This window comes from Micromonospora sp. NPDC000121 (assembly GCF_042899165.1).
Lineage (GTDB): Bacteria > Actinomycetota > Actinomycetes > Mycobacteriales > Micromonosporaceae > Micromonospora.
This window is the reverse complement of sequence record NZ_JBIAZP010000006.1, coordinates 39,960-58,173: the sequence shown is the minus strand read 5'-3', so window position 1 is coordinate 58,173 and position 18,214 is coordinate 39,960. Positions and strand designations below refer to the sequence as shown.

Below are 18,214 nucleotides of genomic sequence, written 5' to 3'. Positions count from 1 at the left end.
GCCGCCGGGACCCGTGGGCCCGCCGGGGCGCATCCGCCCGTGCTACCGCTCGCCGGGTCGGACGAGCCCGCTCTCGTAGGCGATCACGACGAGCTGGGACCGGTCACGGGCGTGCAGCTTCGTGAGCAGGCGACTGACGTAGGTGCGGGCGGTGTCCGGGCTGAGGTGCAGGGCGGCGCCGATCTCCGCGTTGGACCGCCCGGCGCCGACCTGGGCGAGGACGTCGCGTTCCCGCTCGGTGAGCCCGGCGAGCCGGGTGGCGTCGGGCACGGGAGAGCGGGCGGCGGCGGCGAGGACGCGGCGGGTGACGGCGGGCGACAGCAGCGCGTCCCCGCCGGCCACGGTGCGTACGGCGGCGCGCAGGGCGTCGGGCGCGGTGTCCTTGAGTAGGAACCCGGCCGCCCCGGCACGGATGGCGTCGAAGAGGTACTCGTCGTCGTCGAAGGTGGTCAGCATGACCACCTGGACGTCGGCGAGGCCGGGGTCGGCCAGGATGCGCCGGGTGGCCTCGATGCCGTCGGTGCCCGGCATGCGGACGTCCATGAGGACGACGTGCGGCCGGTGAGCCCGCGCGGCGGCCAGGCCGGCGGCGCCGTCGGCGGCCTCGGCGACGACGGTGATGTCCGGGTCGCGTTCGAGCAGCGCCCGGAGCCCGGCGCGGATGAGGTGCTGGTCGTCGACGAGGACGACGCGGAGGGGCGTCACGCCCGGGGCCCGGAGACGGGCAGTCGGACGGACACCCGGAAGCCGCCCGTCCCGGCGGTGCCGGTGTGGACGGTCCCGCCGAGCAGGGCGACCCGCTCGGACATCCCGCGCAGCCCCTGGCTCCCGCCGCCCTGCCCCGGGGAGGTCGCAACGCCCCGGCCGTCGTCGACGACCTCCAGCGCCAGGTGCGAGCCGGTCGCCCGGACGGTGACGTCGACCCTCGTGGCCCGCGCGTGCCGCAGCGCGTTGGTCAACGCCTCCTGCACGACCCGGTAGGCGGTCGTGCCCACGACGGCCGGCAGCGCGTCGACGTCGCCGTCGACGCGCAGGTCGACGGCGAGCCCGCTGCGACGGACGCCCTCGGCCAGGGCGGCGAGCTGGTCGACTCCCGGCGGTGGCTGGCGGACGCCGGCGTCGCCGCGCAGGGTGCCCAGCGTCGCGCGCAGCTCGGCCATGGCGCTGCCGCCCGCCGACCGGATCGCCGCCAGCGCCGCGTCCACCCGCTCCGGTGCGCGGTCGGCGAGCGCCTCCTGCGCCACCGCCGACTGGAGCGTGACCACGGACATCGTGTGCCCGAGCGTGTCGTGCACCTCCCGGGCGATGCGCAGCCGCTCGGCCTCGACCTGCCGGGCGGCCTCCCGCCGCTGCTCCTCGGCGGCCGCGACCACCTGCCGGGCCAGCTCGGCCCGCAGCGAGCGGCGGTGGCGGACGGCGTCGCCGAGCGCGACGACGGCCAGCATCAGCGCCGCCTCGGACCCGAGTTCGAAGCCCAGGACGATGCCGGCGTCGTCGCCCTCGGCCAGCCGCGACGCCACCGACGCCGCCAGCAACGCCCCGCCGACCACGGCCGCCCACAGCGCCCGGCCCCGTTCCGCCGCCGTGTACAGGACGGCGGCGGTCGGCGCGGCCAGGCCCATCGGCGGCAGGTCCAACGTGTAGTACGCCATGATGCCGAGGGCGGTCGCCAGCAGCGCCGGCACGGGCCAGGCCCGGGCGACCAGCAGCAGGGCGCCGAAGCCGGCCGCGAATCCGTACGCCACCGGGGCGGCCGGCCTGTCGCCGGTGGCCACGGCCGTCGCGACCAGGCAGAAGGTGGCCAGGCCCAGCAGGGCGTCGGTGCGGGTGGGGCGGGATACCGGCACACCACGAGCGTAGGGCCAACCGGGCGTCGGCACTGTCGCCCGAGCGCGTCCGTTCGCGGCTGCCGGCTACGTCGGGAAGCGACGGCGATCGCGCGGGCGGGCGACCGGCCGGCGCCGGCGCACGCCCGGAAGCGACCCGGATTCGCGCTTCCGGGCGGCAGACCGGCGACGGTAGCCGGCCTAGCGTCGACGACGACCACGCGGACGGCGCCGGGACGGCTCGGCGGATCGGCAGGAGGAACCATGACCCGCAACAGGCTGACCTGGACGGTGCTCGTCGCTCTGGTGTGGGCGTCGATGCTGTCGTTCGGCGGCGTCGCCGCCGAGACCGTGATGCTCTATCCGAACATCTTCCGCGACCCGCCTGCGTCGCTGGACCGGGCCCGCGAGTTCCTGGTGGCGGGCGGCCCGCATGACTACTTCCCGCCGCTCGGCGCCGCCGTCGTCCTCACCTGTCTCGCCGCGGTGGTGCTGACCTGGCGGAACCCCCGGCTGCGGTGGTGGATCGTCGGCGCGGCGGCGGTGTTCGTCGCCTGCGAGTTCCTGTTCTCCGTGTTCTTCTTCTGGCCGCGCAACGAGATCATGTTCGTCGACCCGGTCGGCACGCACTCCCCGGAGTACCTGCGTCAGGTCGCCGCGGAGTTCGTCGCCGGGCACTGGGTGCGTCTCGCGGGTGGCGCGGTGACGTCCGTGTTGGCCTTCACCGCGTTGCTGCGGTGGGCCCGGGACACCGCGCCTCGGACCTGAGCGGAACGACCATCGGGGCGGACGCTTACGCGTCCGCCCCGTTCGTGTTCGCGTCCCCCGGCAGGACCCGACCCTGCGCCCCCGTCCCCGGGCGTAGGTAATCTCCGCTCATGATCGCGCTGCCCCGCCTCGCGTTCCTGGCGGGTCCGCGCCGCAGCGGCCCTCGCCCGTCTCGTTTGCCAGACGTGCTGCGGCCAGTCCATTTCGTAGGAGGATCCGGTGACCAGAGCCAGTGCGAAGATTCTAGCCTTGATCATTGGCGTGCTCTTCGTCCCGTTGAGCCTGGTCGGATGCACGAGAAACGAGGACTCGGGGGAGACCAGGATCTTCGAGATCGAGAACACGGAGGAGGTCTTCGGCAAAGCGGATGAAAAAGATGTGACCGTCAGGAAGCACTACATGATCCTGAACCCGCCCGAAGACCTGACAGAGTTGAAGGAGTTGGTGGACAAGTACGGCGCGGAGCACCCCATCGAAGGGGAGTTCAAGGTGGCAGAGGGAAAAAACCGGCTCTTCCACATGTACTTCTACCGGGAGAGCGACGATTTGCCGAGGGACTGGCAGCCCGATGAAGGTTACCTGAGCACGGACCGGCTGGAACATCACAAGAACGATCTCGTTGCCGCGATGAGATGGTCGGATGCCGACCCGCAGAAGAAATACGACATCTATGACAAGAGCAAGGAAGGAAAGGTGCTCAAGAGGTTGCAGTTTGTCGAGGATCAGCTTGTCGAGTGAGGCCCGTGTCCGCCTCCCGGCCGCCGAAACAGCGGCGCCATGCCGACCCCGGCTTCTCTAGGATCGCCTGATGTTCCGGCCGACGTACCCGATTCGTACCGCGCGGCTCACCTTGCGCCCGGTCACGCTGGACGACCTCGACGACGTGTACGCGTATCAGCGCCGACCCGACGTCGTCCGCTGGATGCTCGGCGCCGAGCCGCGTACCCGCGAGCAGTCGCGGGCGTCGGTGGTCGCCATGGCGGGCGAGGATGCGCTGCGCGCGGAGGGAGACTGCCTGACTCTGGCCGTGGCCACCGATGACGGGGTGATCGGGACCGTGGAGTTGGTCTGGCGCAGCCAGCGCGACCGCACGGCGGAACTCGGGTACGTCTTCCACCCCGACCACGGGGGTCGTGGGCTGGCCACGGAAGCCGCTACGGCTCTCGTGGACTGGGGTTTCCACGAGTTCGGGCTGCACCGGATCTACGCTCGGTGTCACGGCCGGAACGAGGCGTCCGCCCGCCTGATGATCCGGCTCGGCATGCGCCAGGAGGCGCACCACGTCGACAGCCACCTCTGCCGGGGAGAGTGGGCCGACCAGTTCGTCTTCGCCGTCCTGGCCCGCGAATGGCGGTCGCGCGCCGCGAATCCAGGCGGCTGAGGCCCCAGCCCGACTGGGGCCAGCGCTGGCTGGGTCAGTTGGTCAGTAAGCCTCGACGAGTGGGCGTGGGCAACGCGTGAGCCTGCGGCACGCCGCCCTGTCGGCCTGGCTTGACGGGAGGGTGTCGCCGGCCCGGGTGGCGAGTGGCGTAGGCATGTGGCGCAGACGCCCGCTACCGGCCGGACACATGACTAAGGCCCCTGACCGGGTTTCCCTGGTCAGGGGCCTTAGATGCTTGTCGACCTCGGTGCCCCCGGCAGGATTCGAACCTGCGCCCCCGCCTCCGGAGGGCGGTGCTCTATCCCCTGAGCTACGGGGGCTCAGCGACTTGAGAAGACTAGCAAACGCCTCCCCGGAACGCCGAATCGGTATCGGATGATCGAGCCCGTGTCGCCGGGCCCGGCTGCGGGCGGGCCCGGAACGCCTGGTCGGCCCGCTCAGGCTGGTCGACCCCGCTCAGGCGCGGCCGCCCCACTCAGGCGGCGACGGCGCGGCCGCAGCTCGGCAGCGGGTGCAGCACGATGCGGCGGGGCAGGCGGCGGGGCCACTCGTTGCGGGGCCAGGAGCCGTCGACGATCAGGTGCACCGTCCGCTGCTCCTCGCCGCTGAGCCGCAGCACGAAGTCGCGGGGGAGCGGCGGGTCGACCGACGGCGTGGTGATCATGAAGCGCACCCGGCCGCGGGACGAGACGGCGGAGATGACGTCCGCCGCCGGCATGGTGCCGCGCAGGCGTACCCGGCCGATCCAGTAGACCTCGGCGAGGTGCTCCTGCGCGGCCCGGGTGATGGCCGGGTACTCGCTGCGCACCCAGCGCTCCACCGCGCCGACGCAGAGCCCGCAGGCCCGCTCCCGGGGCTCCCGCGGGCCCAACCCCCAGGCCCGCAGGTACGCCCCGACCGCCCCGGCGTCCATGGGCAGCTCGAAGCGGCGCTGGATGAGGGTGTGCAGGCTCTGCCGCGTCCACAGCTCCTCGTCCAGGCCCAGCTCGTCGGGGTAGACGCCCCGCAGGACGTCGATCAGTTCGAGTTCCTGTTCGCGGCTGAGCGTTCCCGGCTCGCCCTGCCGCTGTCCGCGACGGACGGCCGCCACCGCCCCGTCACCGCCGATGGTGTGGCGCCGGCACCAACTGGTGACCGAACGCCGTGCGTCTCTCAGTGCAACCCCCACGTCCTGCGCAACGAGCCCGAATCGCAACTGGTCACGATATGTGTGGAGAAAACTCCTTTAGTGTGGCAATCGGTCGGACCGCGCGCTAGCGAGCGTATGGTGGCAAACCGGGCATACGGCCCGTCGGGAAACGGCGAGAGGTCCGGGCCGGCCGGGGTGAACCGGCGCGACGCGGACCTCTCGACGGATGAGCGGTGCGGCGAGGGCGGATCAGCCGCCCAGGCGCTTCAGCGCGTTCTGGAGGTTGGTCAGGTCCTTGCGCTGGGTGTTCTTCATGGTCTGGGCCGTCTTGAGGACGTCGGGCTCGTCGGTGACGTCGAGGATGCCGTCGATCATGTGGATGCCGCCCAGGTGGTGCTTGATCATCATTTGCAGGAAGAGGACGTCCAGCTCCCGGCCCTCGGCCGCGTGCAGCTTCGCCATCTCCTCGGGGGTGGCCATGCCCGGCATCAGCCCGTTCTTGACCATTCCGGCGCCGTCGGGCATCCACGACATCGACGGCTCGCTGCCCGCGGGGTCGAGCTCCCACGAGCGCAGCCACGCCTGCATGATGCCGAGCTCACCCTGCTGGGCGGTGGCGATGTCGCCGCCGATGCTGCGGACCTCCGGGTCCGTGCCCCTGTCGAAGGCGACCAGGCCCATCTCCACCGCCTGCGCGTGGTGGGTTGTCATGTCCCGGGCGAAGCCCGCCTCCGCCGAGGTGTCGCCCGGTCGGGTCAACCCGGGCGTCAGCAGGCCGCCCGCGTACCCGAGGAGCAGCCCGACCACGACGGCGAGGGCCAGCGCGGCGGTGCCCCAGCGGCGCCCGGACGGCCGGCGCTCCTCCGGAGCCGGGCTGGCCGGCTCGGCGGTGTCGATCATGGTCGGGGTGCTCATCGCTCTCCTCAGCCCATCTGGTTGCCGTCGCGCGGCGCGGTGCCGGTGGCGGTGATGCCCTGGCTGCACAGCGCGGTCGGGCCCTCGATCGAGGCGTTGACCCGCAGCGCCTTGATGAAGTCGTCGATCCGGCTGTCGTCGGCGTTGTCGACCTTCAGCTGGTAGCCCCAGGCCTGCAGGGAGATCGGCTTGTCCAGCCCCTCGAACGGGCTGAGCATCATCTTCTCCTTGCCCTGCACCTTCTCGGTCAGCTTCGCCACCTGGTCGGCGGGCAGGTCGGGCCGGTAGGTGATCCACACCGTGCCGTGCTCCAGGCTGTGCACGGCGTGCTCGTTGGAGATCTGGGCGTCGTAGACGTCACCCATGCAGTTCTGCCAGCTCGCGTTGTGCGGGCCGGCCACCGGCGGCAGCACCGAGTACGTGATCGGGCCGGTCTGGTGGTTGCCGCCCGTGGTGAGCTCCTTGTCCTTCTCGCGGAAGTTGACGATGCCGGCGATGTCGGCCGCCCGGTCCTCCCAGGGCTTGGCGCCCTGGAACGACGCCCAGGCGCCGTAGCCGATGATCGACACGGCGAGCACGCCCACGGCGACGAAGAGCGCGATGGGGCCCCAGGAACGGCCCTGGCTCACCTTCACCGGGGTGACCGGCTTGCGGCCCTTGCCCCCGGCGCCCGCGCGGGGGCCCGTCGGCTTGCCGGACCCGGCCTTGTTGCCGGACCCGGCCTTGGCGCTGCCGGACCCGGCCTTGCCGGCGCCGGCGGCCGGCCGGCCCGCCGCCGGCTTCTTGCCGGTGCTGACCACGGTCGGACGGCGCTCGGGGCCGCCACCCGGTGTGCTGATGCTCATCGTGCCTCGTCAGGTCGGTCGGTCAGGGGATCCGGCGGGCCGGTTTCACACTCTGGGTCGCCGCCGCGGGGACCGAGTCTACCCCCGATAACATGGATCGGTGACTCCCGCAGAACTCGCCGAGGTCGTACTCTCCGCAGCCCACGCCGTCTTCACCGAGCGGGGCCTGGACCGCTCCGCCCTGCCGGACTCCACGGCGGTGGAGCGACCCCGCAACCCCGAGCACGGCGACTACGCCTCGACGCTGGCGCTCCAGCTCAGCAAGAAGGTGGGTGTCCCGCCGCGCGAGCTGGCCACCGCCCTCGCCGAGCAGCTCGGCCGGGCCCCGGGGGTCAAGTCGGTGGAGATCGCCGGCCCGGGCTTCCTCAACATCCGGCTCGACGCGGCCGCCGCCGGCCAGCTCGCCCGGACGATCGTCGAGGCCGGGGAGGAGTACGGCCGCAGCGAGCGGCTCGCCGGCCAGAAGATCAACCTGGAGTTCGTCTCGGCGAACCCGACCGGCCCGGTGCACATCGGCGGCGTCCGCTGGGCGGCCGTCGGCGACGCGCTCAGCCGGCTGCTGCGCGCCACCGGCGCCGACGTCGGCACGGAATACTACTTCAACGACGCCGGCTCCCAGATCGACCGATTCGCCCGTTCCCTGCTCGCCGCCGCGAAGGGCGAGCCGGCCCCCGAGGACGGCTACGCCGGGGCCTACATCACCGAGATCGCCGAGGCGGTCCGGGGCATCCGCCCGGACGTGCTGGAGCTGGACGACGCCGCCGCCCAGGAGGTCTTCCGGGTCGAGGGCGTCGAGCTGATGTTCGCCGAGATCAAGTCGTCGCTGCGCGGCTTCGGGGTGGAGTTCGACACCTACTTCAACGAGAAGGACCTGCACGACCGGGGCGAGCTGGACCTCGCCCTTGAGCGGCTGCGCGCGCAGGGCCGGGTGTTCGAGTCCGAGGGCGCGACCTGGCTGCGCACCACCGACTTCGGCGACGACAAGGACCGGGTGCTGCGCAAGTCCAACGGCGAGTGGACGTACTTCGCCGCCGACTGCGCCTACTACCTGGACAAGCGCGAGCGCGGCTTCGAGCGGGTCGTGATCATGCTGGGCGCCGACCACCACGGCTACATCGGCCGGATGAAGGCGATGGCCGCGTGCTTCGGCGACGACCCGGAGCGCAACCTGGAGATCCTGATCGGCCAGATGGTCAACCTGGTCCGCGACGGCGCCCCGGTCCGGATGAGCAAGCGGGCCGGTACCGTGGTGACCCTGGAGGACCTGGTCGACGCGATCGGCGTGGACGCCTCCCGCTACGCGCTGGCCCGCTACTCCAGCGACTCCCCGATCGACATCGACGTCGAGCTGTGGACCCGGGCCACCCGCGACAACCCGGTCTACTACGTGCAGTACGTGGCGGCCCGGACGGCCAGCGTGGGCCGCAACGCGGCCGAGGTGGGCCTGACCCGGGGCGACGCCGAGGCGTTCCGTCCCGAGCTGCTCGGGCACGAGAAGGAGAACGAGCTGCTCAAGGCGCTCGCCGAGTTCCCCGCCGTGGTCGCCACGGCGGCCGAGCTGCGGGGGCCGCACCGGGTGGCGCGCTACCTGGAGGAGCTGGCCGGGGCCTACCACCGGTTCTACGACGAGTGCCGGATCCTGCCGCGCGGCGACGAGGAGGCCACCGACCTGCACCGCGCCCGGCTCTGGCTGAACGACGCCACCCGCACCGTGATCGCCAACGGGCTGCGCCTGCTGGGCGTCTCCGCCCCCGAGAGGATGTGACATGCGAGGAGTGAGCTTGCGAGCCCCGCAGCCGCGAAGCGGAGACCGCTGATGCGCGCGCACGAGGCCGGTGCCCTGCACGGGGACATCGGCAGCCGGGGGCCGGCGTGGCTGCGTACGCCGGTCGACGTCAACGCGCTGGTGCCGGCGCTCTGGCCGCGCAACGTGACGCGAGGCGGCGACGGGGTGCTGACCGTGGCCGGGCTCGGCGTCGGCGACCTCGCGGCCGAGTTCGGCACCGCCGTCTACGTGCTCGACGAGGACGACCTGCGCTCGCGCTGCCGCGACTTCCGCACCGCCTTCGACGGCGTCGACGTCTACTACGCCGGCAAGGCGTTCCTCTGCCGCGCCGTGGTCCGGATGATCGCCGAGGAGGGCCTGCACCTCGACGTGTGCACCGGCGGCGAGCTGGCCACCGCGCTGTCGGCCGGGATGCCGCCCGAGCGGATCGGTTTCCACGGCAACAACAAGTCGGTCGGCGAGCTGGTCCGGGCGCTGGACGCCGGGGTCGGGCGGATCATCCTCGACTCGTTCACCGAGATCGACCGGCTCACCGCGCTGGCCCGGGAGCGGGGCGTCCGGCCGAAGGTGATGATCCGCGTCACCGTCGGCGTCGAGGCACACACCCACGAGTTCATCGCCACCGCGCACGAGGACCAGAAGTTCGGCTTCTCCCTCGCGGGCGGGGCGGCGGCCGAGGCCGCCTTCCGCGTGCTCGACGAGGGCGTGCTGGAGCTGCGCGGCCTGCACTCGCACATCGGTTCGCAGATCTTCGACGCCAGCGGCTTCGAGGTCTCCGCCCGCCGGGTGCTCGGCCTCCAGGCGCAGATCCGCGACGCGCGCGGGGTGGAGCTGCCCGAGCTGGACCTCGGCGGCGGCTTCGGCATCGCGTACACCACCCAGGACGACCCGGCCGCGCCCCAGGACCTGGCGAAGCGGATGCGCCGGATCGTCGAGTCCGAGTGCGCCGCCGAGCGGCTGGCGGTGCCGCACCTGTCGATCGAGCCGGGCCGGGCGATCGTCGGGCCGGCCGTGTTCACCCTCTACGAGGTCGGCACGGTCAAGGACGTGGACGGCATCCGGACGTACGTCAGCGTCGACGGCGGGATGAGCGACAACATCCGCACCGCGCTCTACGACGCGTCCTACTCCGCGACGCTGGCCTCCCGGGCGTCGGCCGCCGCGCCGATGCTCGCCCGCGTGGTGGGAAAGCATTGTGAGTCCGGGGACATCGTGGTGAAGGATGAATTCCTGCCCGCCGACGTGCAGCCCGGAGATCTTGTCGCGGTGCCCGGCACCGGCGCCTACTGCCGGAGCATGGCCAGCAACTACAACCACGTGCCCCGTCCCCCAGTGGTCGCGGTGCGGGCCGGCCAGGCGCGCCTGATCGTTCGGCGGGAAACCGAAGAGGACCTGCTCGCATTGGATGTGGGATGACGTCACCTGTGCGCCTGGCGCTGCTCGGCTGCGGCACGGTCGGTAGCGAGGTCGTACGGCTGCTGCACGAGCAGTCGGCCGACCTCGCCGCCCGGATCGGCGCCCCGTTGGAGATCGCCGGCATCGCCGTACGCCGTCTCGGCCGGGACCGGGGCGACCTGCCGGTCGACCCCGCGCTGTTCACCACCGACGCGCTCGGGCTGATCAAGCGCGACGACGTCGACGTGGTGGTCGAGGTGGTCGGCGGCATCGAGCCGGCGCGGAGCTGGCTCGTCGAGGCGCTGCGGGCCGGCAAGAGCGTCGTCACCGCCAACAAGGCGCTGCTCGCCGAGGACGGCGCGGCCCTGCACGACGCGGCGGCCGAGGGCGGCGGCGACCTCTACTACGAGGCGTCCGTGGCCGGGGCCATCCCGCTGCTGCGCCCGCTGCGGGAGTCGCTGCACGGGGACCGGATCAACCGGGTCACCGGCATCGTCAACGGCACCACCAACTTCATCCTCTCCGCCATGGACGCCACCGGCGCCGGCTTCGCGGAGGCGCTGGAGGAGGCCACCGAGCTGGGGTACGCCGAGGCCGACCCGACCGCCGACGTGGAGGGCTTCGACGCGGCGGCCAAGGCGGCCATCCTCGCCTCGCTGGCGTTCCACACCCGGGTGAGCGCGGCCGACGTGCACCGGGAGGGCATCACCGAGGTCACCGCCGCCGACGTGGCCAGCGCCAAGGCGATGGGGTGCACCATCAAGCTGCTCTGCATCGCCGCCCGGGGCGTCGACGCCGCCGGCCGGGAGACGGTCAGCGTGCGGGTGCACCCGGCGATGATCCCGCTGACCCACCCGCTGGCCAGCGTCGGGGACGCGTTCAACGCGGTCTTCGTCGAGGCCGAGGCGGCCGGGCAGCTCATGTTCTACGGTCGAGGTGCGGGCGGCGCGCCGACCGCCAGCGCGGTCCTCGGCGACGTGGTGGCGGTCTCCCGCAACCGGCTCGCCGGGGTGCGCTCGGCCAGCGAGTCCGCGTACGCCGACCTGCCGGTGCGGCCGATGGGGGAGGCGCTCACCCGCTACCACATCAGCCTGGACGTGGCCGACCGGCCGGGCGTGCTGGAGGCGGTGGCCGGGGTCTTCGCCCGGCACGACGTCTCGATCGCCACCGTGCGGCAGGGCCCGGCGGGCGGCGGCGCGGCCGGCCGGGGCGAGGACGCGGACCTGGTCATCGTCACCCACGTGGCCCCGGACGCGGCGCTCGCCGCCACCGTCGGCGAGCTGCGCGGGCTGGAGATCGTCCGGTCGGTCGCGAGCGTGCTGCGGGTCGAGGGCGGGGCGTGACCCGTCCGGCCCGCCGCGCTCCGGGCGGCGTCGCCGGCCCCGGGCGGTTCCGGGGCCGGGCCGGCGGGGATCAGGCCGGCGAGGGCGGGGCTGGCGGGGACCGGGCCGGCCGGGATCAGGCCGGCGGGGGCGTGGCCGCGCGCCGCGTCCGAGCCGGTCGTGGTGTGGCCGCGCGCCGCGCCCGGGCCGGTCGTGGCGTGGCCGCGTTCGCGTCTCGCCAGGTGGTTAACGACGGGTGCGCCGCCGTCCGGCCGGGCAGGCTGGTCCACGCTGATGGTGCCCCCGGTCCGGTGGGGCGATAGAGCGAGGAGAGCGACATGTGGCGGGGTCTGATCGACGCGTACCGGGACCGACTGCCGGTCACCGACGCCACGCCCGTCGTGACCCTGCACGAGGGGAACACCCCGCTGCTGCCCGCGCCGGTGCTCTCCGCCCGGCTCGGCTGCGACGTCCACCTGAAGGTGGAGGGGGCCAACCCGACCGGCTCGTTCAAGGACCGGGGCATGACGCTCGCGGTCTCCAAGGCGGTCGAGGCCGGCAACAAGGCGATCATCTGCGCCTCCACCGGCAACACCAGCGCGTCCGCGGCGGCGTACGCGGCCCGCGCCGGCCTGACCTGCGCGGTGCTCGTGCCGCAGGGCAAGATCGCGCTGGGCAAGCTGGCCCAGGCGCTGGTGCACGGCGCGAAGCTGCTCCAGGTGCAGGGCAACTTCGACGACTGCCTGTCGCTGGCGGCGAAGCTCGCCCAGGACTACCCGGTCGCCCTGGTCAACTCGGTCAACATCGACCGGCTGCACGGCCAGAAGACGGCCGCGTTCGAGATCGTCCAGGCGCTCGGCGACGCTCCCGACATCCACTGCCTGCCCGTCGGCAACGCCGGCAACATCTCCGCCTACTGGATGGGCTACTCGGAGGAGTTGCGGGACGGCAACACCACCCGGGCCCCGAAGATGTACGGCTTCCAGGCGGCCGGCGCGGCGCCGATCGTCACCGGCCAGATGGTCCGCGAGCCGTCCACGATCGCCACCGCCATCCGGATCGGCAACCCGGCGAGCTGGACCAGGGCGTTGGACGCCCGGGACTCCTCCGGCGGCCTGATCGCCGCCGTCACCGACCGGGAGATCCTGGCCGCGTACCGGCTGCTGGCCCGCGAGGTCGGGGTCTTCGTCGAGTTGGGCAGCGCGGCCAGCGTGGCCGGCCTGCTCCAGCAGGGCGCCGCCGGCAGGATCCCGGCCGGCTCGACGGTCGTCTGCACGGTCACCGGGCACGGCCTGAAGGACCCGGAGTGGGCCATCTCCACCGCGCCTTCCCCGATCACCATCGCCAACGATCCGCTGGCCGCCGCCCGCTCGCTCGACCTGGCCTGAACCACGCCTGATCCATCCCGTCCTGTGGGCGGGACCTGGGACGGGGGCGGGCGGTGCGCGCCGCGGCGGGTGCGGGAGACTTCTCCCGCCCCGCAATCGTCCTCTCTCCAGGAGTGAGCCACGCCGATGTCGGTGCTCGCCAGATTCAGCCTCGCCAATCGAGGGCTGATCGCCCTCATCGCGGTGGTGACCACGGCGTTCGGAGCGTTCGCCGTGCCGTCGCTGAAGCAGCAACTCCTGCCGTCGCTGGAGTTCCCGGCCGCGTTCATCGTGGCCGCGTACCCCGGAGCCGGCCCGGAGGTCGTCGAGTCGCAGGTCACCGAGCCGATCGAGAACAGCCTCCAGGGCATTCCCGGCCTGGACAAGGTCACCTCGACCTCGCGCGAGGGCTCGACGACCGTCCAGGTGCAGTACGAGTTCGGCACGGACCTGGACGACGTGGTCAACAAGATGGAGACCGCGCTCAACCGGATCGACACGCAACTGCCGGAGGGCGTCGACCCGCAGGTCATCGCCGGCAGCACCGACGACCTGCCCGCCGTGGTGCTCGCCGCGTCGGGCGGCGACGACCAGCGCGCCCTCGCGGAGAAGTTGCGTGGCGCGGTCGTGCCGGAGTTGGAGGCGATCGAGGGGGTCCGGTCGGTCGACGTGACCGGCGCCCGGGACGACGTCGTGGTGGTCACCCCGAATCCGGCGAAGCTGGCCGCGACGAAGCTCCAGCCGGCCGCGATCGGCGCCGCGCTGAAGACCAACGGCGTGACGGTGCCGGCCGGCGCGGTGGCCGACGGCACCCGGGCGCTTCCCGTGCAGGTGGGCACCCCGCTCGCCACGCTGGACGACCTGCGCGGCATCGTCGTCGCGCCGGCGGCGGGGAAGGCCGCCCCGGTCCGCCTCGGCGACGTGGCCACCGTCGAGCAGCAGCTCGCCCCGGCCACCGCGATCACCCGGACCAACGGCAGGGACAGCCTCGGCATCGCCGTCACCGCCGCCCCCGACGGCAACGCGGTGGAGATCTCCCACGAGATCCGGGACCGGCTGGCCGAGCTGCGCGAGGTCTCCGGCGCCGAGCTGACCGTGGTCTTCGACCAGGCGCCGTTCGTCGAGAAGTCCATCGAGAGCCTGACCACCGAGGGCCTGCTGGGCCTGGTCATGGCCGTCATCGTCATCCTGGTCTTCCTGCTGTCGATCCGCTCCACCGTGGTCACCGCGGTCTCCATCCCGCTCTCGGTGGTGGTCGCCCTGATCGCGCTCTGGATCGGCGACTACTCGCTGAACCTGCTCACCCTCGGCGCGCTCACCATCGCGGTCGGCCGGGTGGTCGACGACTCGATCGTCGTGCTGGAGAACATCAAGCGACACCTGGAGTACGGCGAGCCGAAGCGCGAGGCGATCCTCGCCGCCGTCCGCGAGGTGGCCGGCGCGGTGACCGCGTCCACGCTCACCACGGTGGCCGTCTTCGCGCCGATCGCGCTGGTGGGCGGCTTCGTCGGGCAGCTGTTCGCGCCGTTCGCGATCACCGTCACCGTGGCGCTGCTCGCCTCGCTGCTGGTCTCGCTGACCGTCATCCCGGTGCTCGCGTACTGGTTCCTCAAGCCCTCCGGCGGCACGGCGGACGACGCCGCGGTGCGCCGGGCGGCGGAGGAGAAGGAGCTGCGCAGCCCGTTGCAGCGGGCGTACCTGCCGGTGATCGGGTTCGCCACCCGGAAGCGGGCCACCCGCTGGATCACCCTGGGGCTCGGCGTGCTCGTGCTGTTCGGCACGTTCGGACTGTCCCGTCAACTGGAGACCAACTTCATCGACGACTCCGGCCAGGACACGCTGAGCATGACGCAGGAGCTGCCGGCGGGCACCGGGCTGGCCGGCACCGACGCGGCGGCCCGCCAGATCGAGGCGGTGCTGGAGCGGACCGACGGCGTCGAGACGTACCAGGTGACGGCGGGCGGCGGGGACAACCCGTTCGCGGGCGGCGGCAACAACGTCGCCACCTGGTCGCTGGCCCTCGGCGGCGAGACGGACGCCAAGGAGATGCGGGAGGTCCTGCGCAAGGAGATCGACGCGCTCGGCGCGGCCGTCGGCGAGGTCAGCTTCGGCGCCGGGCAGGGCGGGGCCGCCGCCAACCAGCTGGAGGTGGTCGTCCAGGCCACCGACCCGGAGGCGCTGAACCGGGCCGCCGAGGAGGTGCGGGCGGCGATGGCCGGCGTGTCGGGTGTGGAGGACGTCTCCACCAGCCTCGCCACCCGGGTGCCGCGCGTCGACGTCACCGTCGACCGGGTCGCCGCCGGCCGGGCCGGGCTCACCGAGGCCGCCGTCGGCCAGCTGGTGGCGCAGGCGTTCCGGGGCGCGCCGCTGGGCCAGGTGACCCTGGACGGCGGGCAGCGGGACGTGGTGCTGCGGTTCGCGGGCAAGGTGCCGGTCTCGGTCGAGGAGCTGCGCGCGCTGCCGGTGGGGCCGGTGAAGCTGGACGCCATCGCCGACGTCACCGTGGCCGAGGGGCCGCAGCAGGTGACCCGGATCGAGGGGGAGCGGAGCGTCTCGGTGACCGGTACGGCCACCGGCTCCAACCTCGGCGCCACCACCCAGGAACTGCAGAAGAAGTTGGACGCCATCGACGTGCCGGGGGCGACCTTCGCCATCGGCGGCGTCAGCGCCGACCAGGAGGAGGCGTTCGCCGACCTGGGCCTGGCCGTGCTCGCGGCCATCGCGATCGTCTTCCTGATCATGGTGGCCACGTTCCGCAGCCTGACCCAGGCGCTGATCCTGCTGGTCTCCGTGCCGTTCGCGGCGACCGGCGCGATCGGCCTGCTGCTGGCCACCGGCACCCCGCTGGGCGTGCCGGCGCTGATCGGCGTGCTCATGCTGGTCGGCATCGTGGTGACCAACGCGATCGTGCTGCTCGACCTGATCAACCAGTACCGGGCGCAGGGCATGGGGGTCCGGGAGGCGGTGGTCGAGGGCGGCCGGCGCCGGCTGCGGCCGATCCTGATGACCGCGGTCGCCACCATCTTCGCGCTGCTGCCGATGGCGTTCGGCCTCACCGGGGAGGGTGGCTTCATCTCCAAGCCGCTGGCGATCGTGGTGATCGGCGGTCTGCTCAGCTCGACGCTGCTCACCCTGATCCTGGTGCCGACGCTCTACACGATGGTGGAGCACACCAAGGAGGGCATCCGCTCCTGGCGGGCGCGCCGGTCCGGTGGCGCGACCTCGGCGGGTCCGGCGGCCCCCGCGCCCGGCGCCCGGGACGGCGGGACGGAGCGGGCCGGCGAGCCGGTGCCCGTGGCACCGTCGGCCGGCGCGGAGGGGACGGCCCGGCCGGCGCCGTCGGCCGCGCTGGTGGACGGCACCGACCAGTTCGAGGTGCTGCGGCTGCCGAAGAGCCGCAAGTCGCCGCTGCCGCCGGCGGAGTAGCGCCCGCACGTCCGCGGACGCCCCCGGCCGGTCCCGCCCGCCGGGGGCGTCCGCGTTCGGTCAGGTACCCGCCGGAGGCCGTGGCGCGCCGGCCACCGCCCGGTAGGGTCCGGACGTGCCGTCCACCGTCTCGGTCCTCGCCCGCAACCGGAACTTCCGCAATCTTGTCCTGGCCGAGCTGGTGGTCTTCGGCGCCGACTGGTTCGTCATGGTGCCGCTGCTGGTGCTCCTGCCGGACCTGACCGGCAGCGGCGTGTGGGGGGCCCTGGTGCTCGCCGTGGACACCGGCATCGTGGCGTTGCTGCTGCCGTACACGGGCACGGTCGCCGACCGGTTCGACCGGCGCAAAATCATGATCGCCGCCAACGTCGCGGCCCTGCTCGGCGTGCTCCTGCTGCTCGGCGTGCGCAGCGCCGGCACGGCCTGGCTGGCGATGGTCGGGATCGGCGTGGTGGCGGTGGCCAAGGCGTTCTACTCCCCGGCGGCACAGGCCGCCCTGCCCAACGTGCTCGATCCCGACGAGCTGGCCGCCGGCAACGCCGTCGCCGGGTCGGCCTGGGGCACCATGACCATCGTCGGCGCCTCGCTCGGCGGCGTGCTCAGCGCCGCCGTCGGCCCGTACGCCTGCTTCTGGGTGGGAGTGGTCGGCCTGGCGATGGCGGCGGGCCTGGCGGCGCTGATCCGCCGGCCGTTGCAGGCCCCGCGCGACGCCGGTCGACCGGCGCAGCAGACCTGGGCGGCGATCCGCGAGGCGCTGGGCTACATCGGGCACCGGCCGCGGGTGTTGGGGCTGGTCACCGTGAAGAGCGCGGTCGGCCTGGGCAACGGCGTGTTGACGGTCTTCCCGCTGCTCGCCGCGCTGTACGGCGTGGGGCCGGTCGGCACCGGGCTGCTCTTCGCGGTCCGCGGGGCGGGTGCGCTGGTCGGGCCGATCCTGATGCGTCGGGTGCTGAACAACCGGGCCTGGCTGCTGTCCGGGCTCGCGCTGTCCATGTCCCTGTACGGGCTGGCCTACCTCGGCATTTCGGTCGCCGCCTGGTTCCCGCTGGTGCTGGCCCTGGTCTTCGTCGCGCACTTCGCCGGCGGCAGCAACTGGGTGATGTCGAACTTCGCCCTGCAGGGCGAGGTGCCCGACCGGTTGCGGGGCCGGGTGTTCGCCACCGACATGATGCTGGCGACGCTGGCCATCTCGGTCAGCCAGCTCGTGGTGGCGGCCGTGGTGGACACCGTGGACGAACGGGTGGTGCTGGCCGGCTGCGGCCTGGTCACGCTGGTCTACGCGGTCGGCTGGCGGATCGCCACCCGGCAGCTCTCCCTCACCGACCCGGTCGGGGAGCCGGACCCGACCCCCGCCCGCTGACCCGCCGCCGGTCAGCCCTGACGTGCTCGCGGATCAGGGCTGTTCCGCCCCGCCGGTCAGGGCTGTCCCGCCCCGCCTGCGGGCGCGTCCGGCCGGGACCGACCGTCCCACCGCGTCGGCGGCTGGCCGGGGCCGGCCGCCGTCCATACCGGCGCGGGCTGCCCGGCGGCGGTCGGCGTGGGCCCGGGGGTCGGCGCGGGCCCGGCGGGCGGCCAGCCGCCCGAGGGGGCGGCCGCCGGGCCGGTCGCCTGCCGCCCGGCGAGCACCGCCGCGATCACCAGGCCCAGCCCGAGGGGGTACGCCACGGCCATCACCACGCTGTACGCCGTGTTCACCAGCTGGAACTCGCGCCACCCGAAGTCCTCGCCGTCGGAATATCCGAAGTAGCCGTCGATCAGGCGGGGAGCCAGCAGGACCCAGGCGAGGGTGAGCGCCGAGCTGACGAGCAGCACGCCGAGGCCGAACAGGGCCAGCAGCCGGGGCCGTCGGGGCAGCCGACGCCCGGCCGTCGCGGTCAGCACCAGGCCGACCAGCAACACCAGCACCGTGGGCGCCTGCGTGGCCAGCGTCGTCGCCAGGTGTCCGAGCACTCTGCCTCCTGCCGTTGTCGGTCGGGTCAGGCTAGCGGAACGGCGCCGGGCCGGATCACACGCGCGGTGCCGGCGGCGGCCCCGTCCCAGCCGGCGGGCGGCCG

General features: G+C 73.3%; 15 protein-coding genes and 1 tRNA gene. 9 read left to right on the top strand and 7 right to left on the bottom strand.

Features of this window, described 5'->3' with window-relative positions; genetic code table 11:
- Nucleotides 1-42: 42 nt before the first annotated feature.
- The gene (locus ACFY23_RS18535; protein WP_350679074.1) at nt 43-705 is read right to left on the bottom strand and encodes a response regulator transcription factor; all 663 of its coding nucleotides are present in this window, start codon (nt 703-705) and stop codon (nt 43-45) included.
- The gene (locus ACFY23_RS18530) at nt 702-1,847 is read right to left on the bottom strand and encodes a sensor histidine kinase (RefSeq protein WP_350679072.1); all 1,146 of its coding nucleotides are present in this window, start codon (nt 1,845-1,847) and stop codon (nt 702-704) included. Before ACFY23_RS18530 ends, ACFY23_RS18535 begins: the two co-directional genes overlap by 4 nt.
- Before the next feature lie 243 nt (nt 1,848-2,090).
- On the opposite strand from ACFY23_RS18530, the gene ACFY23_RS18525 reads away from it, so the two are divergent.
- The 3 genes from ACFY23_RS18525 (at nt 2,091) to ACFY23_RS18515 (ending at nt 3,975) form a co-directional block, all read left to right on the top strand.
- On the top strand, nt 2,091-2,594 hold the full coding sequence (locus ACFY23_RS18525) for a DUF1772 domain-containing protein (protein WP_350679070.1): 504 nt from the start codon (nt 2,091-2,093) through the stop codon (nt 2,592-2,594).
- Nucleotides 2,595-2,813: 219 nt separating this feature from the next.
- Nucleotides 2,814-3,332 carry a hypothetical protein gene (locus ACFY23_RS18520; protein WP_350679068.1) on the top strand — a complete coding sequence of 173 codons (519 nt, stop codon included), beginning with the start codon at nt 2,814-2,816 and terminating at the stop codon, nt 3,330-3,332.
- A 70-nt stretch (nt 3,333-3,402) separates the two neighbouring features.
- A complete protein-coding gene (locus ACFY23_RS18515) occupies nt 3,403-3,975 on the top strand; it encodes a GNAT family N-acetyltransferase (protein WP_350679066.1) in 573 nt (190 codons plus the stop codon).
- A 248-nt stretch (nt 3,976-4,223) separates the two neighbouring features.
- On the opposite strand, the gene ACFY23_RS18510 is transcribed toward ACFY23_RS18515, so the two are convergent.
- The 4 genes from ACFY23_RS18510 to ACFY23_RS18495 form a co-directional block, all read right to left on the bottom strand.
- Nucleotides 4,224-4,295 (bottom strand) — tRNA-Arg (locus ACFY23_RS18510).
- Between the two features lie 155 nt (nt 4,296-4,450).
- A complete protein-coding gene (locus tag ACFY23_RS18505; RefSeq protein WP_350679090.1) occupies nt 4,451-5,143 on the bottom strand; it encodes a winged helix-turn-helix domain-containing protein in 693 nt (230 codons plus the stop codon).
- A 210-nt stretch (nt 5,144-5,353) separates the two neighbouring features.
- The gene (locus ACFY23_RS18500; RefSeq protein WP_350679088.1) at nt 5,354-6,004 is read right to left on the bottom strand and encodes a DUF305 domain-containing protein; all 651 of its coding nucleotides are present in this window, start codon (nt 6,002-6,004) and stop codon (nt 5,354-5,356) included.
- 23 nt (nt 6,005-6,027) lie between these two features.
- Nucleotides 6,028-6,864: a DUF3105 domain-containing protein gene (locus ACFY23_RS18495; protein ID WP_350679064.1), complete on the bottom strand. Its 837-nt coding sequence runs from the start codon at nt 6,862-6,864 to the stop codon at nt 6,028-6,030.
- 100 nt (nt 6,865-6,964) lie between these two features.
- On the opposite strand from ACFY23_RS18495, the gene argS reads away from it, so the two are divergent.
- From argS to ACFY23_RS18465, 6 genes are all read left to right on the top strand, one after another.
- A complete protein-coding gene (gene argS / locus ACFY23_RS18490; protein WP_350679062.1) occupies nt 6,965-8,629 on the top strand; it encodes an arginine--tRNA ligase in 1,665 nt (554 codons plus the stop codon).
- Between the two features lie 51 nt (nt 8,630-8,680).
- Nucleotides 8,681-10,066, top strand: a complete 1,386-nt coding sequence (lysA, locus tag ACFY23_RS18485; protein WP_350679060.1) for a diaminopimelate decarboxylase — start codon at nt 8,681-8,683, stop codon at nt 10,064-10,066.
- Between the two features lie 8 nt (nt 10,067-10,074).
- Nucleotides 10,075-11,388 carry a homoserine dehydrogenase gene (locus ACFY23_RS18480; RefSeq protein WP_350679086.1) on the top strand — a complete coding sequence of 438 codons (1,314 nt, stop codon included), beginning with the start codon at nt 10,075-10,077 and terminating at the stop codon, nt 11,386-11,388.
- 317 nt (nt 11,389-11,705) lie between these two features.
- On the top strand, nt 11,706-12,755 hold the full coding sequence (thrC, locus tag ACFY23_RS18475; RefSeq protein ID WP_350679058.1) for a threonine synthase: 1,050 nt from the start codon (nt 11,706-11,708) through the stop codon (nt 12,753-12,755).
- A 126-nt stretch (nt 12,756-12,881) separates the two neighbouring features.
- The gene (locus ACFY23_RS18470; protein ID WP_350679056.1) at nt 12,882-16,160 is read left to right on the top strand and encodes an efflux RND transporter permease subunit; all 3,279 of its coding nucleotides are present in this window, start codon (nt 12,882-12,884) and stop codon (nt 16,158-16,160) included.
- A 115-nt stretch (nt 16,161-16,275) separates the two neighbouring features.
- A complete protein-coding gene (locus tag ACFY23_RS18465) occupies nt 16,276-17,520 on the top strand; it encodes an MFS transporter (protein WP_350679054.1) in 1,245 nt (414 codons plus the stop codon).
- Nucleotides 17,521-17,576: 56 nt separating this feature from the next.
- On the opposite strand, the gene ACFY23_RS18460 is transcribed toward ACFY23_RS18465, so the two are convergent.
- Nucleotides 17,577-18,110 (bottom strand): hypothetical protein, encoded by a 534-nt coding sequence (locus ACFY23_RS18460; RefSeq protein ID WP_350679053.1) that lies wholly within the window; start codon nt 18,108-18,110, stop codon nt 17,577-17,579.
- Nucleotides 18,111-18,214: the final 104 nt, after the last annotated feature.